The following is a 25,518-nucleotide window of genomic DNA, read 5'->3' on the forward strand; positions in this document are numbered from 1 at the left end:
GTCTATTGTCGGCGCGTCGCCCCGCGGTATCAGGGCGCCATCTGTTGGGGCAGCCAGGTCACCAGCTGCGGCACGAAGTAGATGATCAGCACGGCCGCGACCATCAGGAAGAACATCGGCAAGGTGACGCGCGCGATGTAGAGCAGGTCCTTGCCGGTCATGCCTTGCAGCACGAACAGGTTGAAGCCCACGGGTGGCGTGATCTGCGCCATCTCGACCACCAGCACGACGAAGATGCCGAACCAGACCGGATCGATGCCGGCCGCCGTAACGGTCGGCATGATCACGCCCATGGTCAGCACCACCATCGAGATACCGTCGAGGAAGCAGCCCAGCACGACGTAGAAGGCAGCGAGCGCCAGGATGAGCTGGAACTTCGACAGGCCCAGTGAGCCGATCCATTCGGCCAGGTGCCGCGGCAGGCCGATGTAGCCCATGGCCAGCGTGAGGAAGGCCGCGCCCGCGAGGATCAGCGCCATCATGCAGTACAGCCGCGTGGCTCCCAGCAGCGCGTCCCTGAAGCTTTGCCAGGTGAGCGAGCCCTGCGCGCCCGAGATGATCATCGCGCCGACCACGCCCACCGCCGCAGCTTCGGTCGCGGTGGCGATGCCCGCATAGATGGAGCCGAGCACCGACAGGATGAGCAGGGCCACCGGGATCAGCGACATCGAGGCCTTGAGCTTTTCCATGAAAGGAAGCTTCGCGTCGGCCGGCGGGACGCGGTCGGGATGGCGCAGCGCCCAGAACACGATGTAGCCCGAGAACAGCAGTGCAAGCATGATGCCCGGGATGACGCCCGCGATGAACAGCCGAGCGATCGACACATCCGCGCTCACCCCGTAGACGATCATGATGATCGACGGCGGAATCAAGAGGCCGAGCGTGCCCGCGCCGGCCAGCGTGCCGATGACCATGTCGTCGGGGTAGCCGCGGCGCTTTAGCTCCGGCAGGCTCATCTTGCCGATGGTGGCGCAGGTGGCCGCGCTCGACCCGGAGACCGCGGCGAACACGGCGCACCCCACCACGTTGGTATGCAGCAGCCGGCCCGGCAGGCTTTGCATCCAGGGCGCGAGACCCTTGAACATGTCCTGCGAGAGCCGGGTGCGAAACAGGATCTCGCCCATCCACACGAACAGCGGCAGCGCGGTGAGCGTCCAGCTCGAGGCCGACCCCCAGATGGTCACGGCCATGGCGTCGCCGGCGGAGCGCGACGAGAAGATCTGCATGGCGATCCATGCCACGCCCGAGAGCGTGAGGCCGATCCAGACGCCGCTGCCGAGGATGAGGAACAGCGCGGCGATCAGGAGGCCTGCGACGGCGATGTCACTCATGGCGAAGGGCCTCCGTCTCGACGGCCTTGGCGGGGCGGCCACGCCACTCGATCACGAGTTCGTCCAGCGACGCGACGGCAAAGACGATGGCGCCGAGCGCCATCGACAGTTGCGGCATCCACAGCGGGGTGGCGTCGTTGCCGGTGGAGATGTCGTGGAAGTCGAACGACTGCCAGGCCAGGCGAACGCTGTACCAGGCGAACAGCAGCGCGAGGAGCGCCGCAGCGGCCATCGCCCAGCGCTCGAGCCAGCGCTGCGCCGCGGGCGGCAGGGCCTGCAGCACCAGCGTCACGCGGATGTGCTCCCCGCGCTTGAGCGTGTGCGCGAGCGCCAGGAAGCCCGCGCCGGCCATCAGGTAGCCCGCATAGGCATCGATGCCGGGAATGTTGAAGTGAAGCTGGCGGCCGAGGATGGACAGGAGGACCATCGCCAGCAGGCCGACCATGAAGAGCGCCGCCAATGCGGCGGCGCTCGTGTAGAGAAGGTCAAGCGTCTTGCGCATCGGGTGCAGTTCGAGTCCGCCTCACATCTTCTTGTAGGCGTCGACGACGGCCTGGCCCTCGGCACCGGCCTTCTCGGTCCACTCCTTGAGCATGGTGTCGCCGACCTTCTTCATGTCGGCCTTGAGCTGTGCGGAGGGCACGTGCACCGTCATGCCGTTCTTCTTGAGCAGGTCGAGGTATTCGAGGTTCTTTTTCTTCGACAGGTCCCATCCGCGCTTCTCGGCCTCCGCCGCCGCCTTGAGCACCGCGTCCTGTGTGGGCTTGTCGAGCGCATCGAAGGCCTTCTTGTTCATGAGCACCGCGTTCTTCGGCAGCCAGGCCTGGGTGTCGTAGAAATTCTTGATGTATTCGTAGGTCTTGGTGTCGTAGCCGGTCGACCCCGAGGACATGTACGACTCGATCACGCCCGTGGCCATGGCCTGCGAGAGCTCGGCCTGTTGGACCGTGACGGGCTGCGCGCCGACGAGTTCGCCGATGCGTGCGGTGGCGGGACTGTAGGCGCGCCACTTCACTCCCTTCAGGTCGGCGGCCGATGCAATTTCCTTCTTCACGAAGATGCCTTGTGGCGGCCAGGCGACCGTGTAGAGCAGCACGATGCCTTGCTCGGCCAGCTTCTTCTCGAGCACCGGCTTCTGTGCCTGGTAGAGCTTCCAGGCGGCGTCGTAGCTGTCGGCCAGGAACGGGATGCCATCGGCGCCGAACGGCTGCCACTCGTTCTGATAGTTCACGAGGAGGATCTCGCCGAGCTGAGCCTGGCCACCCTGCACTGCGCGCTTGATCTCGGGTGCCTTGAACAGCGAGGCGTTGGCGTGCACCGTGATCTTGAGCTTGCCGCCGCTGCCCTTGTCCACGTCGCTCGCGAACTGGGTGATGTTCTCGGTGTGGAAGTTGCTCGCCGGGTAGGCGGTGGGCAGGTCCCATTTGGTCTGCGCGAAGACTGCGGCGCCAAGGGTCAGGCCAGCGAGGGCGATGCCGAACTTGTGATTCATGAGCTCTCCGGAACGTATGAAAGTGAAAACGAAAACGAGCATACGAGCAAAATCCGGACCATCCCTGAGGCATTTCCCTGCCTTGGTGCATGCATGAAAAAAGCCGCCCACAGGCGGCTTGCTTGCTATAGGACGGATGGGAAATCAGGGTTTGGCGGCTTTGGCTATCTTGCCTGTCTTGCCTTCTTTGGGAGCGGCAGGTGCCGCCCCACCGAAGGCCTGGCCATTGACCGTCAGGCCTTCGGCCGACAGCTTGGCGGCCTTCTTTTCCTTGACGCCCTTCACGCGCTGCATGAGGTCGGGCCAGTCCTTGAACTCACCTTCCTTGCGCGCGTCGAGAATGCGCTTGGACATGGAGGGGCCGACGCCCTTGACGCCGTCGAGATCGGCGGCCGTGCCCTTGTTGACGTCGACGGCGGCGAACGAAACGACCGCGAACAGCATGGCCGTGGCGGCCAGGATTTTCTTGAACATGATGAGAACTCCCTTTGTCTTGTTGATATGACTGACAGCCGGCAAGAGCGCCGGCTCAGGCTCAACGAGGCACAAAAGAAGGGCGTTGACGCGTGGAAGCCGCACCGGCCGCCACGTGACCATTGTTCAAAAATGTGATCAGAGTTCTTCTACACGGCGCGGCGGATAGCTGTCCCAGGCCTGGCAGCCGGGGCAGTGCCAGAAGTATTGGTGCGCCTCGAAGCCGCAGGCGGCGCAGCGATAGCGCATGAGTGGCCGCGTAGCCTGGTCGAGCGCGCGCTGCACCTGCGGATGGAACTGCTGGTGCTCGAAGTGTTCGCCCGCGAGCCAGCGCGAGGCAGCGACCAGCGAGGGCTGCTGTGCAAGATGTGCGATGTAGCCGTCGCGCGGCGTGGGGTTGGGTTCTTCGGCGGTGGCGGTCGGGGTGCCGCCGAGCGCCATCAGTGCTTCGAGCACGTCGATCGACGGCGACTCCACGTAGCGGCGTTGCAGCAGCGCGAGCGCCTCGCCTTGGCGGTGCGCGGCCACGGCGGCCTGCTGCAGTGTGGCCGCATAGAGCGGCAGCGCCAGCGGCGCCGTGTCGCTCAGGGCCACGAGCGTGTCGAAGGCCGCGGCCGCTTCGCCTTTGCGCAATTGCAGGTTGGCCGTGTCGATGGCGGGGCGCGGTGCTTGCGGCGCAAGCTCGACGGCCTGCGCGAGCAGCTTCGCCGCGCTGGACAGGTCGCCTGCCGCCACGCGCTCGGTCGCTTGCTCGCAGAGGTGATGCGCGCGGCGCGTGCTGTAGCTGGCCTGGTCGGACTCGTCGAGCTTCTGCGCCACGTCGGCGGCCTGCGCCCATTCGCGCGAGCGCTCGTAGATGGCCAGCAGAGACAGCCGCGCCTCGTTCTCGTAGCGCGTGCCTTCGAGCTTCTGCAGCGCGGCTTCGGCGCGGTCGAGCAGGCCGGCGCGCAGGAAGTCCTGTGCCAGAGCGTGCTGCGCGCGCTCGCGGTCGCTGCGGCTCAGGTCGCCTCGGCCCAGCAGGTGCTCGTGCACGCGCACCGCGCGCTGGTACTCGCCGCGGCGGCGAAAGAGATTGCCGAGCGCGAAGTGCAGCTCCTGCGTGTCAGGGTCGTTCTGCACCGCCTCGATGAAGGCGTCGATGGCCTGGTCTTGCTGCTCGTTGAGCAGGAAGTTGAGGCCACGGAAGTAGGCCTTGGGTGCTTGCCTGTTCTCGAGCTTGAGCTGGCGGATGTCGAAGCGCGATGCGAGCCAGCCCAGCACGAAGGCGACGGGCAGGCTGATCAACAGCCAGCTGGGATCAAAGTCCATGTTGACGTACGGCGGGAAGGTCGGTGGCGGAGATGGATGGCGCCGATGCAGGAGTGCTCGTGGCGACCGACGGCGCGGATGGCTGGGCCTCGGAGGCGGCGGGCAGTTGCGCCGCGGCGGTGCGATGCTTCCACCAGCCCGGCAGCATGCCGAGCGCGCCCACCACGAGCCCGCCGGCGAAGGCCGCGAGCACGACGAGCACCAACGGCGCGCGCCAGTAGGTGCCGAAGAAGAAATAGACGGTTGCGTCGTGCTGGTTGTTCAGCGCGAAAGCAAAGAGCGTAAAAAAAATGGCTGCCTTGAGCAGCCACAGGAGGTATTTCATGCACGTTCCCGTTGGCGGGACGATTCTACGTTTGCGACCATCGGGACGGGCCGCCGGTCAGGCCTTGCGGCCCTTGGCTTCCTTGCCGGCGTCGAGCTCCGCGGTGCGTGCATCCACGGCCTCGCGCAGCGCCTTGCCGGGCTTGAAGTGCGGCACGCGTTTCTCGGGAATCTGCACGCTCTCGCCCGAACGCGGATTGCGGCCGATGCGCGGCGGACGCCGATTGACCGAGAAGCTGCCGAAGCCGCGGATCTCGATGCGGTGCCCGCGCACCAGTGCGTCGCTCATCGCGTCGAGGATGGTCTTGACGGCGTATTCGGCATCGCGGTGCGTGAGCTGTGCAAAGCGCGCTGCGAGTTCTTCGACAAGGTCTGAGCGGGTCATAGGCCGAACATAAACGAAAAACGTGGACGAAAAAAAAGACAGAGCGGCCCCAGGGCCTGCTCTGTCTTCGGACTCAGCTTACTTGCTGTCGTTGTTGTCGAGCTTGGCGCGCAGCAGGGCGCCCAGGCTCGTCGTGCCCGCGTTTTCGCGTGCCGACTGCTGGCTCAGGCTGGCCATGGCGCCTTGCTCGTCGACCATGTCCTTCTGCTTGATCGACAGCTGGATGTTGCGGGTCTTGCGATCCACATTCACGACGATGGCGGTGACTTCGTCGCCTTCCTTCAGCACGTTGCGGGCATCTTCGACGCGGTCGCGCGAGATTTCCGAAGCACGCAGGTAGCCGATGATGTCTTCGCCGAGGTCGATTTCAGCGCCGCGGGCGTCCACGGTCTTGACCTTGCCGGTCACGATCTGGCCCTTGTCGTTCACGGTGGTGAACGTGGTGAACGGGTCGCTGTCGAGTTGCTTGATGCCCAGCGAGATGCGCTCGCGGTCGACATCCACAGCCAGCACGATCGCTTCGACTTCCTGGCCCTTCTTGTAGTTGCGAACGGCGGTTTCGCCGGCTTCGTTCCACGAGAGGTCAGACAGGTGAACCAGGCCGTCGATGCCGGCAGCCAGACCCACGAACACGCCGAAGTCGGTGATCGACTTGATCGGGCCCTTGACGCGGTCGCCACGCTTCGTGTTTTGAGCGAACTCTTGCCACGGGTTGGCCTTGCACTGCTTCATGCCCAGGCTGATGCGGCGCTTGTCTTCGTCGATCTCCAGGACCATGACTTCGACTTCGTCGCCCAGCGAGACGATCTTGTTCGGAGCGATGTTCTTGTTGGTCCAGTCCATTTCCGAGACGTGCACCAGGCCTTCGATGCCGGGTTCGAGTTCGACGAACGCGCCGTAGTCGGCAATGTTCGTGACCTTGCCGAACAGGCGGGTCGATTGCGGGTAGCGGCGCGAAACGCCCATCCACGGGTCGTCACCCATTTGCTTCAGACCCAGCGAGACACGGTTCTTTTCGGTGTCGAACTTGAGGATCTTGGCGGTGATTTCCTGGCCGGCCTGAACGACTTCGCTCGGGTGGCGAACACGGCGCCATGCCATGTCGGTGATGTGCAGCAGGCCGTCGATGCCGCCGAGGTCCACGAACGCACCGTATTCGGTGATGTTCTTGACCACGCCGCGCACGACTGCGCCTTCCTTCAGCGTTTCCATCAGCTTGGCGCGTTCTTCGCCCATGCTGGCTTCGACCACGGCACGGCGCGACAGCACGACGTTGTTGCGCTTGCGGTCGAGCTTGATGACCTTGAATTCGAGGGTCTTGTTCTCGTACGGGGTCAGGTCCTTGATCGGACGCGTGTCGATCAGCGAGCCGGGCAGGAATGCGCGGATGCCGTTGACGAGCACGGTTAGGCCGCCCTTGACCTTGCCGCTGGTGGTACCGGTGACGAAGTCGCCCGATTCCAGGGCCTTCTCCAGGGCGAGCCACGAAGCCAGACGCTTGGCGGTATCGCGCGAGAGGATGGTGTCGCCGTAGCCGTTTTCAACGCTGCCGATGGCAACGGAAACGAAATCGCCGGCCTGGACTTCGAGTTCGCCCTTGTCGTTCTTGAACTCTTCGATTGGCACGTACGCTTCGGACTTCAGGCCGGCGTTGACCACGACGTGGTTGTGTTCGACACGCACGACTTCGGCCGTGATGACCTCGCCGGTGCGCATTTCGGAACGCTTCAGGGACTCTTCGAATAGGTCGGCAAAAGATTCAGACATTTATGGTTCCTTCCGTCAGGCAGGGTTGGCAGGCGCTCATGCGAAATTGCGTGCGGCTGCTGTGGGTCTGTAGACGGCGGTTGGTTGTGGGCATGAGCCCGGTTGGTTGAACAACCAGCAGGCCGGTGCGCTGTCGCGCGGAAGGAGCCTGCTGGAGCGGTAGGCGCCACCCGGAAAACCCGGTTGGCGCGAGCCTTTCAAGCGGACTTGAAGGGCTGCACTTCAACCGCTCAAGCGGGCTTGAACGGTTGAATTTCCTGCCACCAGTTCAACACCGTATCGATCGATTGTTCGATCGACAGCTGGGAGTTGTCGAGGTGGCGAGCGTCCTGCGCCGGCTTGAGGGGAGCGACGCTGCGGGAAGAGTCCCGGGCGTCACGTGCTTCCAAGTCGGAGCGAAGACTGTCGAGTGTAGTCGAAATACCCTTTGAAATCAACTGCTTATGGCGCCGTTCGGCACGCTGGGCAGCGCCGGCCGTAAGGAACACCTTGAGCGCTGCGTCGGGGAAGATCACCGTGCCCATGTCGCGTCCGTCGGCCACCAGCCCGGGCAGGCGGCGGAAGCGGTGCTGCAGGTCCTGCAGTGCCTCGCGCACGGCGGGCAACGCGGAGACACGCGAGGCGTCCATGCCGGCGGCTTCGGTGCGGATGTCGTCGCCCACGTCTTCCCCGGCCAGCAGCACCTTTCCTTCGGTGAACTGCAGGGGCAGCGCGGCGGCGAGGGTGGCAATTTGTGCCTCGTTCGCGGCAGTGGCCTCCAGGGCGGCGCGGCGCATGGCGAGGCCGGTCACGCGGTAGAGCGAGCCCGAATCGAGGTAGTGATAGCCCAGCAGGCGCGCCACTTCGGCCGCCAGCGTGCCCTTGCCGGAGGCGGTCGGGCCGTCGATGCAGATCACCGGCACCTCGGTGGCTTCGGCCACCGAGAACAGGGTCTCGAAGTAGTCGGGGAAGGTCTTGGCGACGCAGTGCGGATCGAGGATGCGCACTGGCACGCCGGCAGGGTTGAAGGCCGCCAGCGAGAAGCACATGGCCACGCGGTGATCGTCGTAGGTGCGGATGCTTGCGGGGAGCCAGCCGGACTGCGCCAGCGGGTGAACGCGGATGAAGTCGGGGCCCGCTTCGACGGCGGCGCCAAGCTTTTTCAGCTCGTTGGCCATGGCGTCGATGCGGTCGGTTTCCTTCACGCGCCAGCTCGCGATGTTGCGCAGCGTACTCGGGCCGTCGGCGTAGAGCGCCATCACGGCCAGCGTCATCGCGGCGTCGGGGATGTGGTTGGCGTCGAGGTCGATGGCCTTGAGCGGCCAGGCCCCGCGGCGTACTTCGAGCCAGTTCGGGCCGCTGTCGACCAGCGCACCCATCTGGCGGGCGGCGTCGATGAAGCGGATGTCGCCCTGTATCGAATCGGCGCCCACGCCCTCGATCCGGATGCCGTTCTTGCCCGATACGCCTGTTGCGATGGCGCCCAGTGCTATGAAATAGCTGGCGGAGGAGGCATCGGCCTCGACGTGGATGTCGCCCGGCGAGCTGTAGCTGCTGCCCGCGGGAATGGTGAAGCGCTCCCAGCCGTCGCGCCGCACGTGGATGCCGAAGCGCGCCAGCAGGTTCAGCGTGATCTCGATGTAGGGCTTGGAGATCAGCTCGCCGATCACCTCGATCACGATGTCGTTGGCCGCCGCCAGCGGCAGCGCCAGCAGCAGGGCCGTGAGGAACTGGCTCGATACGTCGCCGCGCACGCGAATCGGGGCATCGAGCGAGAGTTCGCCATGCGGCACCGGGTGGATGCGCAGCGGTGGATAGCCCGGATTGCCGAGGTAGTCGATGCGGCAGCCAAGCTGGGTCAGCGCATCGACGAGGTCGCCGATCGGGCGCTCGTGCATGCGCGGCACGCCGCTGAGCTCGAACTCGCCGCCCAGCAGCGCCAGCGCCGCGGTCAGCGGGCGCATCGCGGTGCCGGCATTGCCGAGGAACAGCGGCAGCAGCGTTTCGTTGGGCTTCGGCTGCCCGCCCAGGCCGGTGATGCGCAGCGTGCTGCCTGCAGGGTCGATGCCGCAGCCGAGCGCGCGCAGGGCGTCGAGCATCACGCGGGTGTCGTCGGAGTCCAGCAGGTCGTGGATCGTGGTGGTGCCGCTCGCGAGCGCGGCGAGCAGCAGCACGCGGTTGGAAATGCTCTTGGAGCCCGGCAGCCGGACCGTGCCGGCCGCGCCGGCGAGAGGCGGGAGATCGAGGAAGGCCGTCGAGAACATCTCAGTTGTCCTGCTGCTGCGATGAGGTGTCGGTGGCCGGCTTCCAGGCCGCGCGCGCCTTGCTGGCGGCGGCGATGGATTGCTCCAGGGCCTGCAGATCGCCTGCGGTCATCAGTGCTTCAAGATCTTCCAGGGCCTTGCGGAAGGCCTGCGACTGCTGCAGCACCTGTTCGCGGTTGGCCAGCAGCACATCGCGCCACATGACGGGGTCGCTGGCGGCAATGCGCGAGAAGTCGCGGAAGCCTGGACCCGCGAGGCTCAGGAAGCGGTCGCCCTGCGGCTGGCTGGCGATGGCATTGGTGTACGCGAAAGCCAGCAGGTGCGGCAGGTGGCTCACGGCGGCGAAGGCGGCGTCGTGCTCATCGTGCGTCATGGTGACGACGTGCGCGCCGATGCCGCTCCATGCCTGCGAGGCCCGCTGCACATTGGAGCGCAGCGTGGTCTTGACGGGCGTCAGAACGACCTGGCGGCCGGTGAAAAGCGAAGCCTCTGCATGCTCGATGCCCGAAAGCTCCTTGCCGGCAATCGGATGCGCCGGCACGAAGTTCGCGAACTGCTTTTGCAGGCCGTTGCGCGCGGCCTCGATCACGTCGCCCTTGGTCGAGCCCACGTCCATCACGAGCGTTTCGCTCGAAATGCCATGGCGGATCGCCTTGAACGTGGCTTCCGACGCCGCCACCGGCACCGCCAGCAGCACGATGTCGGCGCCCGATACCGCCAGCAGCGCCGAAGGCGCCACCACGTCGATCACGCCCAGCTGGCGCGCCCGCTCGGTGGTGGAGGGCGACTTGCTGTAGCCCACCACGCGTTTCACCAGCTTCGCGCGCTTGAGCGCGAGCGCAAACGAGCCGCCCATCAGGCCGCAGCCGATCAGTCCCAGTTGTTCGAACATGCTTCTGCTTGCCTGCCGCTCAGGCCTTGACGGGATAGGCGCCCAGCACCTTGTAGAAGGCGCAGAGTCCGCGCAGTTCGGCCAGCGCCGCGGCCACGTTGGGCTGCGAAGGGTGGCCGTCGAGGTCGATGTAGAAGTAGTACTCCCACTGGCCGGTGCGCGCCGGACGCGACTCGAAACGCGTCATCGACACGTTGTTGGCCTTCAGCGGCACCAGCAGGTCGTGCACCGCGCCGGGCCGATTGGGCACCGAGACGATCAGGCTCGTGCAGTCACGGCCCGAGGCCGGCGGCATGGCCAGCGTCTGTGGCAGGCAGATCACCGAGAAGCGGGTGCGGTTGTACGAGTCGTCCTGGATGGCATGCGCCACGATGTGCAGGCCGAAGCGAGTGGCGGCGCGTTCGCCGGCCAGCGCGGCCCATGCCGGGTTGGTGGCCGCGAGTCGGGCACCTTCGGCGTTGCTCGACACGGCGCGCCGCTCGGCGTTGGGCAGGTGCTTGGACAGCCAGGTCTGGCATTGCGCGAGCGCCTGTGGATGGGCCAGCACGGCTTCGATGCCCTCGAGCGAATTGCTGCTGCGCAGCAGGTGGTGGCGCACCAGCAGGCTGACTTCACCGACGACGTGGGTGGGCGAATGCAGGAACAGGTCGAGCGAGCGCGTGACCACGCCTTCGGTCGAGTTCTCGACGCCGACGACGCCGTACTGGGCGCTGCCCGCGGCGGTGGCGTGGAACACTTCGTCGAAGCTGGCGCAGTAAATCAGGTCGGCGGCGCCGCCAAAGTACTCGATGGCCGCCTGCTCGCAGAAAGTGCCTTCGGGGCCGAGCACGGCCACGCGTTGCGGCGATTCGAGCGCCAGGCAGGCCGACATGATCTCGCGCCAGATGGCCGCCACATGGAGATCCTTGAGCGGACCGCCATTGCTCTTCTTCATCTTCTCGATGACCTGCGCCACGCGGTCGGGGCGGAAGAACGGCGTGCCCTCGCGCTTCTTGACCTCGCCGACCAGTTCGGCAACGTGGGCCCGTTCGTTGAGCAGGCTCAGCAGCTGCTGGTCGAGCGAGTCGATCTGCACGCGCAGATCGGCCAGGCTTTCTGATTTATCGGAAGGAGAGGAGGGCGTTGTGGGTGTGGAGGCGGTCATCGTGCGAGCAGCTAGGGCATGCGCCTAGGCATGCGATCGCTCGAATTCTCGCATGTAGCTCACAAGTTCCTGTACGCCTGCCAGCGGCATGGCGTTGTAGATGCTTGCGCGCATGCCGCCCACAGACTTGTGGCCCTTGAGCTGCAGCAGCCCGGCCTCGCGCGCGCCGGCCAGGAAAGCTTCGTTGCGGCTTTCGTCCGCCAGGAAAAACGGCACGTTCATGCGCGAGCGGCAGCCGGGATCGATGCGGTTGGCATAGAAGTCGGAGCCGTCGATGAAGCCGTACAGCAGCTTCGCCTTGGCGATGTTGCGCTGCTCCATGGCGGCGATGCCGGTTTGCGTGCCTTCGGTCTGTTGCAGCAGCCACTGGAACGTGAGCCCCGCCATGTAGATGCCCCAGGTCGGCGGGGTGTTGTACATGGAGTGGTTGTCGGCCACGGTCTTGTAGTTGAACGCGCTCGGGCAGATCTCGAGCGCGTGGCCCAGCAGATCGTCGCGTACGACCACGATCGTCAGGCCGGCGGGGCCGAGATTCTTTTGTGCGCCGCCGAAGGCAAGGCCCACGCGGCTCCAATCGACGCTGCGCGAAGCAACGTGCGAGGAAAAATCGATGACCAGCGGGGCATTGCTGCCGAGCGCGGCCAGGTCGGGCAGTTGCTGGAATTCGATGCCGTTGATGGTCTCGTTGGAGCACACGTGCACGTACGAGGCATCCTTGGAGAGTTGCCAGGTCGACGGATCGGGCAGCTTCGTATGCTGGTCCTCGGCATTGCTCGCGGCCACGCGCGCCGTGCAATAGCGCTGCGCTTCCTTGTGCGACTTGATGCTCCAGCTGCCGGTGAGGACGAAATCGGCGGTTTTGCCGCGCGACAGGTTCATCGGCACGATGGCGTTTTCGCCAAGGCCGCCACCCTGCATGAACAGGATGTGGAAATTCGAGGGCACGGCCAGCAGCGTGCGGAAGTCGGCTTCGGCTTGCGTGCAGATGGCGCCGAATTCCTTGCCGCGATGGCTCATTTCCATCACGCTCATGCCACTGCCCTGCCAATCGAGCATTTCGGCAGCGGCGCGTTGCAGCACCGCCTCCGGCATGGCAGCCGGACCGGCCGAGAAGTTGTAGGGGCGCTTGCCGGCCGGCGTCTGCTGCTGGGTCACGTTGCTTTTACTTCTTGGCTGGAGCCTTGGCAGGTGCCTTGGCGGGAGCGGAACCTTGGGCGGCACCGTCGGTCGGCGCGCCGAGTGCCTTGGCGACTGCGGTGTCGAGTGCGCGCATCTTGGGTTCGACCGAGGCGCGCGTGTCGGACACGAGCTTTTCCGTCAGTGCGGTCTGCATCTTCGGGTTCAGGTCCTGGTACTTCTTGCTCAGGGGCGAATTGATCCAGGCCAGCAGCTGCTTGAGTTCGTCTTCGTTGAAGTTCTGCTCCAGCAGCGGGGTGAGGGCACCTGGGGCCAGTTGAATGGCCTTGTCGCGAACGATCGGATAGGTCTCGTCGAAGTACTTCTTCAGTTCGGCGTCGGCAGCCTTGGCGGCGGCTTCGCGCTTGGCTTCAGGCACCTGCGTCTGGAGGTACTGCGAACCCGCCTGTGCGATCGGAGCGCTCGATTGCTCGACCAGGCCGCGTGCCAGCGATTCGATGCCGGGGCGCTGGATGTCGATGAACTGCTTGATGAGCGCGGCCTTGTCCTGGGCCATGGCGGCCATCGAACTGCCAGCCAGGGCGACCGTCAGAAGCGCGAGTTTGATTTTTTTCACTGAGGATTCTCCGTTGAAGATGAGGAAGTATCGTCCGCGTCAGGCTCGGTTTCGCCGTTCGCGTCGTTTTCGACGATACGTTGTAGTCCGCTGAGTTTGGCGCCTTCGTCGAGCCCGATCAGCGTAACGCCTTGCGTTGCGCGACCAAGTTCACGAATTTCGGCAACCCGGGTGCGCACCAGCACGCCCTTGTCGGTGATGAGCATGATCTCATCATCCGCATGCACCAGAGTGGCGGCAACGACCTTGCCGTTGCGCTCACTCTGTTGAATCGCGATCATGCCTTTGGTTCCCCGGCCGTGGCGGGTGTATTCGGTAATGCTTGTCCGCTTTCCGTAACCATTTTCCGTGGCGGTGAGCACGCTTTGCTGCTCGTCCTCGGCCACCAGCATGGCGATCACGCCCTGGCCCGGCTCCAGTGACATGCCGCGCACGCCGCGGGCGTTGCGGCCCAGCGGCCGGACGTCTTCCTCGTCGAAGCGCACGGCTTTTCCGTTGTCGCTGAAGAGCATCACGTCGTGCTTGCCGTCGGTGAGTGCGGCGCCGATCAGGTAGTCGCCTTCATCGAGGTTCACGGCAATGATGCCGCCCTTGCGCGGGTTGTTGAACTCGTCGAGTGCCGTCTTCTTGACTGTGCCCATCGAGGTCGCCATGAATACGTACTGGTCGGCCGGGAAGTTGCGCTTATCGCCGGTCAGGGCGAGGGCGACGTTGATCTTCTCGCCTTCCTGCAGCGGGAACATGTTGACGATGGGGCGTCCGCGCGAGCCGCGCGAACCCGCCGGCACTTCCCACACCTTGAGCCAATACAGCCGGCCGCGGTTCGAGAAGCACAGGATGTAGTCGTGCGTGTTGGCGATGAAAAGCTGGTCGATCCAGTCGTCTTCCTTCGTGGCCGTCGCCTGCTTGCCGCGGCCGCCGCGTTTTTGTGCGCGGTACTCGCCCAGCGGCTGGCTCTTGATGTAGCCGCTGTGCGAGAGCGTGACGACCATGTCGGTCGGCGTGATCAGGTCTTCGGTCGAGAGGTCGTAGGCGCTGTGCTCCACCAGGCTGCGGCGCGCGCCGATCTTCGACTGGCCGAACTCCTGCTTGATGGTGCCGAGTTCTTCGCCAATGATGGTCGAGACGCGTTCGGGCTTGGCGAGGATGTCGAGCAGGTCGTCGATCTCGGCCATCACGTCCTTGTATTCGGCGACGATCTTGTCCTGCTCGAGGCCGGTCAGGCGCTGCAGGCGCATCTGCAGGATTTCCTGGGCTTGCGTTTCCGACAGGCGGTAGAGGCCGTCGCCGCCCATGCCGAACTCGCGCTCGAGGCCTTCGGGGCGGTAGTCGTCCGCGTTGATCACGCCGCCGTCGGCGCGCGTGCGCGTGAGCATTTCGCGCACCAGCTTGCTGTCCCAGCTGCGGGTCATCAGCTCGGCCTTGGCAACGGGTGGCGTGGGCGATTCGCGGATGATGCGGATGAATTCGTCGATGTTGGCGAGTGCCACCGCCAGGCCTTCGAGCACGTGGCCGCGTTCGCGGGCCTTGCGCAGCGTGAAGACGGTGCGGCGCGTGACCACTTCGCGGCGGTGCTGCAGGAAGACCTGGATCAGGTCCTTCAGGTTGCACAGCTTGGGCTGGCCGTCGACCAGCGCCACCATGTTGATGCCGAAGGTGTCCTGCAGCTGCGTCTGCTTGTAGAGGTTGTTGAGCACCACCTCGGGCACTTCGCCGCGCTTGAGCTCGATCACCAGGCGCATGCCCGACTTGTCGGATTCGTCCTGGATGTGGCTGATGCCTTCGATCTTCTTCTCGTGCACCAGTTCGGCCATGCGTTCCTGCAGCGTCTTCTTGTTGACCTGGTAGGGGAGTTCGTCGACGATGATCGCCTGGCGCTGGCCGCGGTCGATGTCCTCGAAGTGGCACTTGGCGCGCATCACGACCTTGCCGCGGCCGGTGCGGTAGCCGTCCTTCACGCCGTTGATGCCGTAGATGATGCCGGCGGTGGGGAAGTCGGGCGCCGGCACGATTTCCATCAGCTCGTCGATGCTGGCTTCGGGGTTGCGCAGCAGGTGCAGGCAGGCGTCGACAACCTCATTCAGGTTGTGCGGCGGAATATTGGTAGCCATACCGACCGCAATACCGCCGGAGCCATTGACCAGCAAATTCGGCAACTGGCTGGGCAGTACTTTCGGTTCTTTTTCCGAACCGTCGTAATTGTCCTGAAAGTCGACAGTTTCCTTATCGATATCGGCCAGCATTTCGTGCGCAATTTTGGCCAGCCGGATTTCCGTATACCGCATTGCGGCCGCGTTGTCTCCATCGACCGACCCGAAGTTGCCCTGGCCGTCGACCAGCATGTGGCGCATCGAGAAGTCCTGGGCCAGTCGCACGATGGTGTCGTAGACCGACTGGTCGCCGTGCGGGTGATATTTACCGATCACGTCGCCGACGATACGGGCCGACTTCTTGTACGGCCGGTTCCAATCGTTGTTGAGCTCATGCATCGCGTAGAGCACGCGGCGGTGCACGGGCTTGAGGCCATCGCGGGCGTCGGGGAGTGCTCGGCCCACGATCACGCTCATGGCGTAATCGAGATAGCTGCTGCGCATTTCCTCTTCGAGACTGATGGGCAGGGTTTCTTTTGCGAAGGAGGTCATGAGCAAGGGGCTGGCGGCAGGAAGGCGAAATTTTACGCTGTGAGGGGTGTCGCACCGCCGCAACACAAGCGGCCTATTCCGCCTCCGTCCTACGCTTCCGGGCCGTCCAGCGGCCTGTTTGCCAAAGACCCTATGGCACAATCGCCTCAACGTTTTGGGTGGTGGTCACTTAAAGCGTCCTTGATTCGCAGCGCGGCTGCGGCTTTTTCCCCAAGAGGAGAACCATGAAGAAACTGAATAAAGTGGCGATGATGTTTGCAGTCGCTGCGCTCGCCACTGCCGCCGGCGCGCAGACCCGTGTCACCGCTGCGGACGGCGGTCCTACGATCGACAACTGGCAAAACGGCACCGGCGAACTGGTTTGGAAGAACGGCACGAACGAACTGTGCTGGCGCGATGCCAACTGGACGCCGGCTACGGCTGCCGCTGGTTGCGACGGCGCTCTGGTTCCTGCTGCTCCGGCTGCTGTTGCTCCGACCCCTGCTGCTCCGGTCGCACCGGCCGCGCCGCAAGTCGCTGCCAACAAGGTGACCTTCGCTGCTGATGCCTTCTTCGACTTCGACAAGTCGGTTCTGAAGCCCGAAGGTCGCGCCAAGCTGACCGACCTGGTCGAGAAGATCCGTGGCGTGAACCTCGAAGTCATCATCGCTGTGGGCCACACCGATTCGATCGGTACGGACGCCTACAACCAGCGTCTGTCGGTGCGTCGCGCCGAAGCCGTCAAGGCCTTCCTGGTCTCGAAGGGCATCGAACGCAACCGCGTCTACACCGAAGGCAAGGGCGAGAAGCAGCCTGTGGCTGACAACCGCACCAAGGAAGGCCGCGCCAAGAACCGTCGCGTGGAAATCGAAGTGGTCGGCACCCGCGCCAACTAATCAGTCGATTCCATCGATCATGAAAACCCCGCCTAGGCGGGGTTTTTTTATGGCCGTCGAATTCGCGATTGATCTTTTGTCAGCAAAGCCGACGCGCTGCTTATCGGTCATTGCTCGTTTCATAATCGCTGTATGACAGAAAACGTGAATGCGGATCCCGCCGAACTGGCCAAGTTTTCAGAACTCGCACATCGCTGGTGGGATTTGGAGAGCGAATTCCGCCCGCTGCATGAAATCAATCCACTGCGCCTGGACTGGATTGACGGAATTGCGCCAATTTCGCAGCGTCGCGTGCTTGATATCGGCTGCGGCGGCGGCATCCTGGCCGACTCGATGGCTCGCAAGGGCGCCGAGGTGCTGGGCATCGACCTTGCGGGCAAGGCGCTCAAGGTCGCGCAACTGCATGCGCTCGAAGCCGGCACCCGCGGAGTGAAGTACCGCGAAATCAGTGCCGAGGCGCTGGCCGCCGAGCAGCCGGGCAGCTTTGATGTCGTCACCTGCATGGAGATGCTCGAGCATGTGCCGCAGCCGGCCTCGGTGATCCAGGCCTGCTCAGCGCTCGTCAAGCCGGGCGGTTGGGTGTTCTTCTCGACGATCAACCGCAATCTGAAGTCGTTCATGTTTGCGATCGTGGGCGCCGAGTACGTCCTCGGCATGCTGCCGCGCGGGACCCACGAATATGCAAAGCTGATCCGGCCCAGCGAACTGGCCGGCTACTGCCGCGCGGCGGGCCTGGATCTGCGATACACCCGTGGCATGGAGCACAACCCGTTGACCCGGCGCTACTGGCTCAGCGGCGACACCAGCGTCAACTACATGTTCGCCACGCAGAAGCCGGCCTCGCCGGATTCAACGAAATGATGGGCGCGCAGACCCGGGCCGTGCTGTTCGACCTCGACGGCACGCTGATCGACAGCGCACCCGATCTGGGTGCTGCAGCCGACAAGATGCGCACCGATCGCGGCCTCCACTCGTACCCGCTGGAGCGCTACCGCCCCATGGCCGGAGCAGGCGCGCGCGGCATGCTCGGCGTTGCTTTCGGCATCACGCCGGATTCGCCCGAGTTCAATGAGCTGCGCGAAGAGTTCTTCGTGGCTTATGAGCGCCGCATGCTGCTCAACACGCAGGTATTCGACGGCATCCAGGCGCTGATCGAGGCGCTGCGCGAGCTTGGGTTGCTGTGGGGCGTCGTCACCAACAAGTCGATGCGCTTCACCGATCCGCTGACGCGCGCCATCCCGCTTTTCGCGAGTGCGGGCGCGGTAGTGAGCGGCGACACCACGCCATTCGCGAAGCCGCATCCCGAGCCCTTGCATGAGGCGGCGCGCCGGCTCGGCGTGCCATCGGAGGCGTGTGTCTATGTCGGCGACGACGAGCGCGACATCATCGCGGGCCGGGCTGCGGGCATGCGTACGGTTGCGGCGACCTATGGCTACATGGGGCCGCAGGCCGATTCGATGCTCTGGCAGGCCGATGCTTCAATCTCTTCGCCCCTTGAGCTCTTGAAGTTACTCAATAGAGCCTAAAATGTGAGCCTTGGGGCTGCACTGGTTTCGACGTGGGTTCGGAGTCGCAGCGGGGCATGTCGAGCTGAATGCGCTCGTAAAACAGATTCAAACAAACTAACTGCAAACGACGAACGTTTCGCACTCGCTGCTTAATTGCCAGTGAGCCTTGCAACAGTTGGCCGATGGGCTGGGCAAGGGGGTCTGGAGCAATCCTGACCTCCCGGCTGCAAGGATAATTACATGGGCTGGCTCCGATCCGGGTACCTTGGGTCGGGGCGAGAAAATAGGGTGCTGGCGTCCGGTTTAGCGTGTGACTGCGCGACTCCGGAAGCGAGACTCAAATCAGATCACTAAACATGTAGAACTGCGCGATGAAGGCTTGCGGACGGGGGTTCAAATCCCCCCAGCTCCACCACATTTCTCAACGCGGGTCTCACTGAACAAGGCCTTGCAGATGCTGGACCATGTCCAGCGATCCCAGACTCAGTTGCACTGGAACAGGACGCCCTGTTCTGCAGGCGCCTTGCCGAGCCAGCGCGGCGTCTTGCTTTGCGCATCGCAATAGTCCGAGGCCTGTACGTACGTCTTGGCCCGCAGCACGCCGTCGCGAACCTGCGTCACTTCGTTGGGTGGTGTCGAGCAGCCAGCGAGGGCCAAGGCAAGCGGAAGCAGTGTGCGCCAATTCATCGGGTCATTCTAAGACCGGCGATCGCTGGCACCGGGCCCGCGGTCCGGGTAGAGATACTTGAAGTATTCACCGGACTTGCCGAACAACTGGCGCGCCAACTGCACGGGATCTTCACCCTTGTGCTTCTCGTAGAGCACAGGCCCCCAGATGATGAAGCCGTCGATGCTGAGGCTTCTCGGCGAAGGCTCGATGGCCTTCCACGCGTGCGCGAACTTCGAGATCCAGGCCAGCGCTTCCTTGAGCGCGTGATTGGGCGCAGCGGTTGTTTCTTCGGTCAGAGACATGGCGGGTATCCTTTTTGAAAAGACTGTATAAATATACAGTAAACTGTGTCCCAGCTGAAATTTCTCCTTGACGGGTAACCGTCCCCCGCTGGTCAACCTGTGCGGGGACCTCGATGCATGCCAAGCAGAGAGGCTTTCAAGCCCAGCCCTCGCGGCTGGGCTTTTTTCTGTGCCATTCGCGCAGCCTGCGCGGGCTCGTTTTTTTGCCCGAACGCGGGCTATAGTCGGCCAGCGTTGTCATATTGCATTTGCTGCAATCCATCGCTGCCCGCGGTGCCCGTACCAAGGCACTGCCGCTTGCCCAGATCCCGAAAAGGACGCTCGTGCCGGATTCGCTGACTTCAGAGTTGACCACTTACTACGACACGGTGCCCTATGACTCGCATCCGTTCCCACAGTCGGCGATGGAGCATCTGGAAGCGCTGGCATTTCTCTTCGGGCTCGAAGTTCCGTCCCCTGCAACGGCCCGCGTGCTGGAGCTTGGCTGTGCGGCCGGCGGCAACCTGATTCCCTTTGCGGCGCGCCACCCCGAGGCTTCTGCGATCGGCGTCGACCTCTCGCCGGTGCAAGTGGCGCAGGGCATGGCGGCCATCGGGCGCGCCGGGCTGTCGAACATCGAGCTCAAGGCCTTCAACCTCGCGGACATCGACGCCTCGTTCGGCCAGTTCGACTACATCGTGTGCCACGGCGTCTACAGCTGGGTGCCGGGCCCGGTGCAGGACGCGATCCTGCGCATCTGCTCGGAGAACCTCGCGCCGAGCGGCGTGGCCTACGTGAGCTACAACGTGTACCCCGGGTGGAAGGCGCGCGAGATCGTGCGCGACGCAATGATCCTGCGCGGTGGCCCACGCGATACGCCCGACGAAAAGCTGTCCTATGCACGCGGCATGCTCGATTTCCTCGAGCAGTCGGCCCGCGCCGACAGCGTGCTCAAGAAGACGCTCGAGGAGGCGATGCCGATCGTGCGCAGCGCCAGCAGCTCGTACCTGCTGCATGAGTTCCTCGAGCCCTGCAATGCTCCGTGCTATTTCAAGGAGTTTGTGGCGCGGGCGGGCGTTCATGGCCTCGCCTACCTGGCCGATGCAGAGCCGTCGACGATGTTCGTGCAGAACTACGGCGACAAGGTGCGCGATCCGCTGCTGCGCGAATGCGGCGGCAGCCAGGTCATGATGGAGCAGTACCTCGACTTCCTGGTCAATCGCACCTTCCGCCAGACCCTGCTGGTCAAGCAGGGGCAAGCCAGGCATATCCGCTACAAGCTGGAGCCCGCGCGCATCCGTTTGCTCGAATTCGCCGGCATCTTCAGGGCCGACAGCGGCGAGGCGCTCACGCTCGATGCCCGCGAGCAGCCGTGCAGCGCGATCCAGGGCCGCAAGGTCACGCTGCGGGTACCGGTGCACAAGGCCGTGGCGCATCTGCTCGACATGCGTTATCCGGCGTCGATGTCGGTGCCGGCCCTCATCGAGGCCACCTCCGCGCTCACGGCGCAGCCGCCTGCCGAAGTCGAAGCCACCGTGCTGGCCATGCTCGAGGAGCTGTTGATCCTCGGCGCCCTGCGCATTCGCCGCACTGCGGTGCCAGCGGCCGACGCGATTTCCGACCGGCCGCGGGTCCTGCCCGCTGTTCGGGGTGCTTCCGGCCTTGCGTCCGACGCCGGTGCCACAGCCAACACCTGCAATCAATGGCACGAGCCCGTGGTGCTGACGCTGCTCGAGCGAAGCCTGCTGCCGCTGCTCGACGGCACACACTCGCACGATGCGCTGGCTGAGCATCTCGAGGCGGAAGTGCGCAGCGATCGCCTGCGCTTCGTCAAGGACGACAAGCCGCTGACCGACCCGCCGGCAGTCAAGGAATTCGCCCGCCAGCAGGTCGCGCTGGCGCTCGACGCCCTGCGCCGCAAGGCGCTGCTGATGGCCTGAACTTCATTCTTCATCACGCCCAAGAGGAGACTTCCCCATGCAACAAATCCAATGGACCCCGAAGCTGCGCGCCGCCGTCGCCGCGGTGCTCGCGCTGGCGGCCGCCGGCGCGTCGAATGCCGCGTCGGTGGCGCCTGTCGCATCCGAGCACGGCATGGTCGTGAGCGCGCAGCACCTGGCCAGCAAGGTCGGCGTCGACGTGCTCAAGCGCGGCGGCAACGCGGTCGATGCGGCGGTGGCCGTGGGCTATGCGCTGGCGGTGGTGTATCCGGCCGCCGGCAATCTCGGCGGCGGCGGCTTCATGACCGTGCAGCTGGCCGATGGCCGCAAGACCTTTCTCGACTTCCGCGAGAAGGCGCCGCTGGCCGCCACGGCCAACATGTACCTCGACAAGGACGGCAACGTCATCAAGGGCCTGAGCACCAATGGGCACCTCGCCGTGGGCGTGCCGGGCTCGGTCTCGGGCATGGAGTACGCGCGCGAAAAGTACGGCACGATGAAGCGCGCCGACCTGATCGCCCCGTCGATCCAGCTGGCCGACAAGGGCTTCGCGCTGGAGCAGGGCGACATCGACATGCTGCTCACGGCCACCAACGATTTCAAGAAGGACCCGGTCTCCGGCGCGATCTTCCTGAACAAGGGTGAGCCTTTCGCCGTCGGCCAGAAGCTGGTGCAGAAAGACCTCGCCAGGACGCTGAAGGAAATCAGCACCAAGGGCACCGACGGGTTCTACAAGGGCTGGGTGGGTCAGGCCATCGTGGCTTCCAGCCAGGCCGGCAAGGGCATCATCACGCAGGCCGACCTCGATCAGTACAAGACGCGCGAACTCGCGCCGGTCGAGTGCGACTACCGCGGCTACCGCGTGGTGTCGGCGCCGCCGCCTAGCTCGGGCGGCGTGATCATCTGCGAGATGCTCAACATCCTCGAGGGCTATCCGCTCAAGGACCTGGGCTTCCGCTCGGCCCAGTCGGTGCACTACCAGATCGAGGCCATGCGCCATTCCTACGTGGACCGCAACAGCTACCTGGGCGACCCCGATTTCGTGAAGAACCCGCTCGAGCGACTGCTCGACAAGGGCTACGCCGAGAAGATCCGCGCCGTCATCGATCCGAAGAAGGCCGGCGTCTCGAAGGACATCAAGCCCGGCGTGGCGCCGCATGAAGGCAGCAACACCACCCACTATTCGATCACCGACCAGTGGGGCAACGCGGTGTCGGTCACCTACACGCTGAACGACTGGTTCGGCGCCAAGGTCACGGCCGCCAAGACCGGTGTGCTGCTGAACAACGAGATGGACGACTTCACTGCGAAGGTGGGTGTGCCCAACCTCTACGGCCTGGTGCAGGGCGAGGCCAACAAGATCGAGCCAGGCAAGCGCCCGCTGAGCTCGATGAGCCCGACCATCGTGTCGAAGGACGGCAAGCCGGTGTTCGTGGTCGGCACACCGGGCGGCAGCCGCATCATCACGGCCGTGCTGCACACCATCCTGAACGTGGTCGACTACGGCATGAACGTGCAGGAGGCCGTTGATGCGCCGCGCTTCCACCAGCAATGGCTGCCCGACGTCACCAACGTCGAGACCTTCGCACTGAGCCCCGACACGCGCAAGATCCTGACCGACATGGGCCACAACCTGGGCGTGCCGCAGCCGGCCAACCACCTGGCGGCGATCATCGTCGGCGCGCCGTCGCTGGGCGGCAAGCCGGTTGGCGCCAACCGCTTCTATGGCGCCAACGACCCTCGCCGCAACACCGGCCTGGCCGCCGGCTACTGATACTGCGGCAAACTAGCAGGCGGTCGTGCCCTTGTCGGCACGGCCGCTTTTTTCTTTTTTCATGCACCTGCAAGACATCCTCTACACCCAGGGCTTCGGCACGCGCCGCGTGTGCGCGGGCCTGGTCCAGCAAGGCCACGTGACCATCGCGGGCCAGGCGGTGACCGACCCCTTTGCCGACCTCGATCCCGAAGGCCTGCTTTTCACCGTCCAGGGCACTGCGTGGGCGTACCACGAGAAGGCCTATCTGATGCTGCACAAGCCGGCCGGCACCGAGTGCTCCCAGAAGCCCTCGACCTACCCGAGCATCTACACGCTGCTGCCGTCGCCGCTGCGCCTGCGTCCCAACAAGGGGGCGGTGCAGGGCGTGCAGGCGATCGGCCGGCTCGACCAGGACACCACCGGCCTTCTGCTGATGACCGACGACGGCCAGTTCATCCACAAAATGGGTTCGCCCAAGCACCATGTGCCGAAGGTCTATGAAGTGACGGCCAAGCACCCGGTGGACGAGGCGCAGATCGCGAAGCTGCTGGCCGGCGTCGTGCTCGACGACGACCCGAAGCCCGTGCGCGCGGCCGCCTGCGAATCCGACAGCCCGCTGCACCTGCGGCTCACGCTCACCGAAGGCAAATACCACCAGGTCAAGCGCATGCTGGCGGCGGTTGGCAACCGGGTCGAGGGGCTGCACCGATCGCGCATCGGCGACCTGGCGCTGCCCGACGACCTGGCTCCGGGGCAGTGGCGGTGGCTGACGGCCGAAGAGGTCGCGGCGCTGCGCGCGCCGGCCAAGCCAGCGAAACCGGCGAAATAGGGGGGCAAAGCGAGCGAAAGAGCGTATTCCCGGTCAGCCAGCCATAAGTCCTGGCCGTTAAGATTCGCAGCTCTCTCTCGGAACCTTCCCTTGCGACTCCCTGCTCGACCGAACGGCCGCACCGTGGCCTTCCTGCTTTCCTGTCTGACGGCCCTGGCGGCACACACCGCTGCCGCCGCGCCGGCCGAACCTCCGCCGATCTTCGTGCTCAACTCGCTGGATGCCAACGTGAGCGTGATCAATCCGGTCGACTGGACGGAAAAGCAGCGCATCGCCACCGGCAAGGAGCCGCACCACCTCTACATGACGCCTGACGAGAAGTCGGTCATCGTGGCCAACTCGGCGGGCGATTCGCTGACCTTCCTGAACCCCCGCACGGCCGAAGTGCAGCGCGTGGTCTACGGCATCATCGATCCGTACCAGCTGCAATTCTCGCGCGACATGAAGTGGTTCGTCACGGCGGGCAACCGCCTGAACCACGTCGACATCTACCGCTGGGACGGGAAAGACCTGAAGCTGGCCAAGCGCATCGCCAGCGGCAAGACGCCCAGCCACATCTGGATCGACAACACCAGCACCATCGCCTACGTGACGATGCAGGACAGCGACGAGATGATCGCCATCGACCTGCCCACGCAGACCGTCAAGTGGCGCACCGCCACCGGCACCATGCCGGCCGACATCTTCGGCGTGCACAACGACAAGACCCTGCTGGTGGGCCTGACCGGCAGCGACGGCGTGCAGGTGTTCGACGTGGCCGGCGCCGAGCCGAAGCTGGTCGGCAAGATCCCCACCGGCAAGGGCGCCCACGCCTTCCGCTCGGCCGGCGACGGCAAGAGCGTGTTCGTCAGCAACCGCGTGGCCAACAGCATCAGCCGGATCGACCTGGCGACGCTGAAGGTCATCGCGAACTATCCCGTGCCCGGCGGCCCCGACTGCATGGATGTCTCGGCCGATGGCAAGACGCTGTACGTGACTTCGCGATGGGCCAAGAAGCTCAGCGTGGTCGACCTGGCCAGCAACAAGGTCGTGCGCCAGGTCAACGTCGGCCGTTCGCCGCACGGTGTCTGGACGCTCGATCATGGCAAGCGCATCTAGCCGCATCGGCGCGGCCCTCGCGTTGTCGCTGGCCGGGGCCCTGGCTCCCGTGGCCTGGAGCGCGCAGCCGGGCGCCACCTGCGAAAAGCCCGTGTACCTGACCTTCGACACCGGCCATATGGGCATCGCCCCGCTGGTGGCCGACGTGCTCAAACGGCATGACGTGCGCGTCACCTTCTTCGCCGCCGCCGAGCGCACCCAGACCGACGGCGACAGCCTCGACGACCATTGGGCGCCGTGGTGGAAGGCGAGGGCGACCGAGGGCAACGAATTCGGCTCGCACACTTACGACCACGCGTACTGGCGCGCCGACGTCAAGGGCACGCCGCCGAGCTTCCGCATCAAGCCTTCGGCCGGCCCGCAGGACGGCAAGGAATCGACCTGGAGCGCGGCCGAGTACTGCGCCAACATCCGCAAGTCGTCCGACCGCCTGGCCGCCATCACGGGCAAGAAACCGCTGCCGCTGTACCGCGCGCCGGGCGGCAAGACATCCCCCGCGTTGCTGGCCGCCGCCGAGGGCTGCGGCTACAAGTACGTCGGCTGGGCACCCGCCGGCTTCCTCGGCGACGAACTGCCGAGCGAGAAGTTCGGCAACGCCAGGCTGCTGACGCAGGCGCTCGACACCATCCGTCCTGGCGACATCCTGCTTGCGCACCTGGGCATCTGGTCGCGCAAGGACCCGTGGGCGCCGGCCAACCTCGAGCCGCTGATCGTCGGTCTCAAGGCCAAGGGCTTCTGCTTCCAGACGCTGCGCCAGCATCCGGACTTCCGCGCCTGGATCGCGTCCCACCCCTGAACGAGTTGCC

The 25,518-nt window shown here is 64.9% G+C and carries 24 protein-coding genes and 1 other RNA gene; 9 read left to right on the forward strand and 16 right to left on the reverse strand.

The window, feature by feature from the left end:
- Window positions 1–29: 29 nt before the first annotated feature.
- From ACEOAB_RS07475 to gyrA, 14 genes are all read right to left on the reverse strand, one after another.
- A complete protein-coding gene (locus ACEOAB_RS07475) occupies window positions 30–1,331 on the reverse strand; it encodes a TRAP transporter large permease (protein WP_413748034.1) in 1,302 nt (433 codons plus the stop codon).
- Complete coding sequence (locus ACEOAB_RS07480) at window positions 1,324–1,833, reverse strand: TRAP transporter small permease (protein ID WP_413748035.1); 510 nt, start codon at window positions 1,831–1,833, stop codon at window positions 1,324–1,326. The genes ACEOAB_RS07475 and ACEOAB_RS07480 overlap by 8 nt, the downstream gene beginning before the upstream one ends.
- Window positions 1,834–1,854: 21 nt before the next feature.
- Entirely contained in the window at window positions 1,855–2,823 is a 969-nt protein-coding gene (locus tag ACEOAB_RS07485) for a TRAP transporter substrate-binding protein (protein ID WP_413748036.1), read from the reverse strand.
- A 144-nt stretch (window positions 2,824–2,967) separates the two neighbouring features.
- Complete coding sequence (locus tag ACEOAB_RS07490) at window positions 2,968–3,297, reverse strand: ComEA family DNA-binding protein (RefSeq protein ID WP_495653566.1); 330 nt, start codon at window positions 3,295–3,297, stop codon at window positions 2,968–2,970.
- Window positions 3,298–3,435: 138 nt separating this feature from the next.
- Window positions 3,436–4,605: a lipopolysaccharide assembly protein LapB gene (gene lapB / locus ACEOAB_RS07495; RefSeq protein ID WP_007829363.1), complete on the reverse strand. Its 1,170-nt coding sequence runs from the start codon at window positions 4,603–4,605 to the stop codon at window positions 3,436–3,438.
- On the reverse strand, window positions 4,595–4,930 hold the full coding sequence (locus tag ACEOAB_RS07500) for a LapA family protein (RefSeq protein WP_007829364.1): 336 nt from the start codon (window positions 4,928–4,930) through the stop codon (window positions 4,595–4,597). Before ACEOAB_RS07500 ends, lapB begins: the two co-directional genes overlap by 11 nt.
- Before the next feature lie 57 nt (window positions 4,931–4,987).
- Window positions 4,988–5,314 (reverse strand): integration host factor subunit beta, encoded by a 327-nt coding sequence (locus ACEOAB_RS07505; RefSeq protein WP_056510378.1) that lies wholly within the window; start codon window positions 5,312–5,314, stop codon window positions 4,988–4,990.
- A gap of 78 nt (window positions 5,315–5,392) precedes the next feature.
- On the reverse strand, window positions 5,393–7,081 hold the full coding sequence (gene rpsA / locus ACEOAB_RS07510) for a 30S ribosomal protein S1 (RefSeq protein ID WP_007829366.1): 1,689 nt from the start codon (window positions 7,079–7,081) through the stop codon (window positions 5,393–5,395).
- 230 nt (window positions 7,082–7,311) lie between these two features.
- Complete coding sequence (locus ACEOAB_RS07515) at window positions 7,312–9,324, reverse strand: bifunctional 3-phosphoshikimate 1-carboxyvinyltransferase/cytidylate kinase (protein WP_413748038.1); 2,013 nt, start codon at window positions 9,322–9,324, stop codon at window positions 7,312–7,314.
- 1 nt (window position 9,325) lies between these two features.
- On the reverse strand, window positions 9,326–10,216 hold the full coding sequence (locus ACEOAB_RS07520) for a prephenate dehydrogenase (protein ID WP_056587258.1): 891 nt from the start codon (window positions 10,214–10,216) through the stop codon (window positions 9,326–9,328).
- A gap of 19 nt (window positions 10,217–10,235) precedes the next feature.
- A complete protein-coding gene (gene pheA / locus ACEOAB_RS07525) occupies window positions 10,236–11,360 on the reverse strand; it encodes a prephenate dehydratase (protein WP_413314741.1) in 1,125 nt (374 codons plus the stop codon).
- 24 nt (window positions 11,361–11,384) lie between these two features.
- Window positions 11,385–12,515 (reverse strand): 3-phosphoserine/phosphohydroxythreonine transaminase, encoded by a 1,131-nt coding sequence (gene serC / locus ACEOAB_RS07530; protein WP_413748039.1) that lies wholly within the window; start codon window positions 12,513–12,515, stop codon window positions 11,385–11,387.
- 7 nt (window positions 12,516–12,522) lie between these two features.
- Complete coding sequence (locus tag ACEOAB_RS07535; RefSeq protein WP_413748040.1) at window positions 12,523–13,113, reverse strand: DUF2059 domain-containing protein; 591 nt, start codon at window positions 13,111–13,113, stop codon at window positions 12,523–12,525.
- The gene (gyrA, locus tag ACEOAB_RS07540; protein WP_056587274.1) at window positions 13,110–15,755 is read right to left on the reverse strand and encodes a DNA gyrase subunit A; all 2,646 of its coding nucleotides are present in this window, start codon (window positions 15,753–15,755) and stop codon (window positions 13,110–13,112) included. The genes ACEOAB_RS07535 and gyrA overlap by 4 nt, the downstream gene beginning before the upstream one ends.
- Before the next feature lie 224 nt (window positions 15,756–15,979).
- On the opposite strand from gyrA, the gene ompA reads away from it, so the two are divergent.
- From ompA to ssrA, 4 genes are all read left to right on the forward strand, one after another.
- Complete coding sequence (ompA, locus tag ACEOAB_RS07545; protein WP_056587277.1) at window positions 15,980–16,630, forward strand: outer membrane protein OmpA; 651 nt, start codon at window positions 15,980–15,982, stop codon at window positions 16,628–16,630.
- Between the two features lie 132 nt (window positions 16,631–16,762).
- Window positions 16,763–17,491 (forward strand): bifunctional 2-polyprenyl-6-hydroxyphenol methylase/3-demethylubiquinol 3-O-methyltransferase UbiG, encoded by a 729-nt coding sequence (ubiG, locus tag ACEOAB_RS07550; RefSeq protein ID WP_413748041.1) that lies wholly within the window; start codon window positions 16,763–16,765, stop codon window positions 17,489–17,491.
- Window positions 17,491–18,156 (forward strand): HAD family hydrolase, encoded by a 666-nt coding sequence (locus tag ACEOAB_RS07555; RefSeq protein WP_413748058.1) that lies wholly within the window; start codon window positions 17,491–17,493, stop codon window positions 18,154–18,156. Before ubiG ends, ACEOAB_RS07555 begins: the two co-directional genes overlap by 1 nt.
- Before the next feature lie 12 nt (window positions 18,157–18,168).
- Window positions 18,169–18,553, forward strand: a transfer-messenger RNA (tmRNA) gene (gene ssrA / locus ACEOAB_RS07560).
- Between the two features lie 68 nt (window positions 18,554–18,621).
- On the opposite strand, the gene ACEOAB_RS07565 is transcribed toward ssrA, so the two are convergent.
- The gene (locus ACEOAB_RS07565) at window positions 18,622–18,825 is read right to left on the reverse strand and encodes a hypothetical protein (RefSeq protein WP_413748042.1); all 204 of its coding nucleotides are present in this window, start codon (window positions 18,823–18,825) and stop codon (window positions 18,622–18,624) included.
- A 9-nt stretch (window positions 18,826–18,834) separates the two neighbouring features.
- Window positions 18,835–19,110, reverse strand: a complete 276-nt coding sequence (locus ACEOAB_RS07570; RefSeq protein WP_056587284.1) for a hypothetical protein — start codon at window positions 19,108–19,110, stop codon at window positions 18,835–18,837.
- Between the two features lie 347 nt (window positions 19,111–19,457).
- Between ACEOAB_RS07570 and ACEOAB_RS07575 the strand changes: the two genes are divergently transcribed.
- The 5 genes from ACEOAB_RS07575 to ACEOAB_RS07595 all read left to right on the forward strand — a co-directional run bounded on the left by ACEOAB_RS07575 (window position 19,458) and on the right by ACEOAB_RS07595 (window position 25,508).
- Complete coding sequence (locus ACEOAB_RS07575; protein ID WP_413748043.1) at window positions 19,458–21,029, forward strand: class I SAM-dependent methyltransferase; 1,572 nt, start codon at window positions 19,458–19,460, stop codon at window positions 21,027–21,029.
- 37 nt (window positions 21,030–21,066) lie between these two features.
- Window positions 21,067–22,803 (forward strand): gamma-glutamyltransferase, encoded by a 1,737-nt coding sequence (gene ggt / locus ACEOAB_RS07580; protein ID WP_413748044.1) that lies wholly within the window; start codon window positions 21,067–21,069, stop codon window positions 22,801–22,803.
- Window positions 22,804–22,864: 61 nt separating this feature from the next.
- The gene (locus ACEOAB_RS07585; protein WP_056587302.1) at window positions 22,865–23,614 is read left to right on the forward strand and encodes a pseudouridine synthase; all 750 of its coding nucleotides are present in this window, start codon (window positions 22,865–22,867) and stop codon (window positions 23,612–23,614) included.
- A 90-nt stretch (window positions 23,615–23,704) separates the two neighbouring features.
- Window positions 23,705–24,712 (forward strand): YncE family protein, encoded by a 1,008-nt coding sequence (locus ACEOAB_RS07590; RefSeq protein WP_082571939.1) that lies wholly within the window; start codon window positions 23,705–23,707, stop codon window positions 24,710–24,712.
- The gene (locus ACEOAB_RS07595) at window positions 24,696–25,508 is read left to right on the forward strand and encodes a polysaccharide deacetylase family protein (RefSeq protein ID WP_056587304.1); all 813 of its coding nucleotides are present in this window, start codon (window positions 24,696–24,698) and stop codon (window positions 25,506–25,508) included. The genes ACEOAB_RS07590 and ACEOAB_RS07595 overlap by 17 nt, the downstream gene beginning before the upstream one ends.
- Window positions 25,509–25,518 lie beyond the last annotated feature (10 nt).

The sequence above is a fragment of the Variovorax sp. Varisp53 genome (genome assembly GCF_059491555.1).

Bases quoted from the DNA above. Each gene is read 5' to 3' on its own strand.
- ACEOAB_RS07520 (WP_056587258.1), bottom strand. From the start codon at position 10,216: ATGTTCGAACAACTGGGACTGATCGGCTGCGGCCTGATGGGCGGCTCG.
- gyrA (WP_056587274.1), bottom strand. From the start codon at position 15,755: ATGACCTCCTTCGCAAAAGAAACCCTGCCCATCAGTCTCGAAGAGGAA.
- ACEOAB_RS07585 (WP_056587302.1), top strand. From the start codon at position 22,865: ATGCACCTGCAAGACATCCTCTACACCCAGGGCTTCGGCACGCGCCGC.
- ACEOAB_RS07480 (WP_413748035.1), bottom strand. From the start codon at position 1,833: ATGCGCAAGACGCTTGACCTTCTCTACACGAGCGCCGCCGCATTGGCG.
- pheA (WP_413314741.1), bottom strand. From the start codon at position 11,360: ATGACCGCCTCCACACCCACAACGCCCTCCTCTCCTTCCGATAAATCA.
- ACEOAB_RS07515 (WP_413748038.1), bottom strand. From the start codon at position 9,324: ATGTTCTCGACGGCCTTCCTCGATCTCCCGCCTCTCGCCGGCGCGGCC.
- ACEOAB_RS07555 (WP_413748058.1), top strand. From the start codon at position 17,491: ATGGGCGCGCAGACCCGGGCCGTGCTGTTCGACCTCGACGGCACGCTG.
- ACEOAB_RS07570 (WP_056587284.1), bottom strand. From the start codon at position 19,110: ATGTCTCTGACCGAAGAAACAACCGCTGCGCCCAATCACGCGCTCAAG.
- ubiG (WP_413748041.1), top strand. From the start codon at position 16,763: ATGACAGAAAACGTGAATGCGGATCCCGCCGAACTGGCCAAGTTTTCA.
- lapB (WP_007829363.1), bottom strand. From the start codon at position 4,605: ATGGACTTTGATCCCAGCTGGCTGTTGATCAGCCTGCCCGTCGCCTTC.
- ACEOAB_RS07500 (WP_007829364.1), bottom strand. From the start codon at position 4,930: ATGAAATACCTCCTGTGGCTGCTCAAGGCAGCCATTTTTTTTACGCTC.
- ACEOAB_RS07565 (WP_413748042.1), bottom strand. From the start codon at position 18,825: ATGAATTGGCGCACACTGCTTCCGCTTGCCTTGGCCCTCGCTGGCTGC.
- ACEOAB_RS07505 (WP_056510378.1), bottom strand. From the start codon at position 5,314: ATGACCCGCTCAGACCTTGTCGAAGAACTCGCAGCGCGCTTTGCACAG.
- ACEOAB_RS07490 (WP_495653566.1), bottom strand. From the start codon at position 3,297: ATGTTCAAGAAAATCCTGGCCGCCACGGCCATGCTGTTCGCGGTCGTT.
- ompA (WP_056587277.1), top strand. From the start codon at position 15,980: ATGAAGAAACTGAATAAAGTGGCGATGATGTTTGCAGTCGCTGCGCTC.
- ACEOAB_RS07485 (WP_413748036.1), bottom strand. From the start codon at position 2,823: ATGAATCACAAGTTCGGCATCGCCCTCGCTGGCCTGACCCTTGGCGCC.
- rpsA (WP_007829366.1), bottom strand. From the start codon at position 7,081: ATGTCTGAATCTTTTGCCGACCTATTCGAAGAGTCCCTGAAGCGTTCC.
- ACEOAB_RS07475 (WP_413748034.1), bottom strand. From the start codon at position 1,331: ATGAGTGACATCGCCGTCGCAGGCCTCCTGATCGCCGCGCTGTTCCTC.
- ggt (WP_413748044.1), top strand. From the start codon at position 21,067: ATGCAACAAATCCAATGGACCCCGAAGCTGCGCGCCGCCGTCGCCGCG.
- ACEOAB_RS07595 (WP_056587304.1), top strand. From the start codon at position 24,696: ATGGCAAGCGCATCTAGCCGCATCGGCGCGGCCCTCGCGTTGTCGCTG.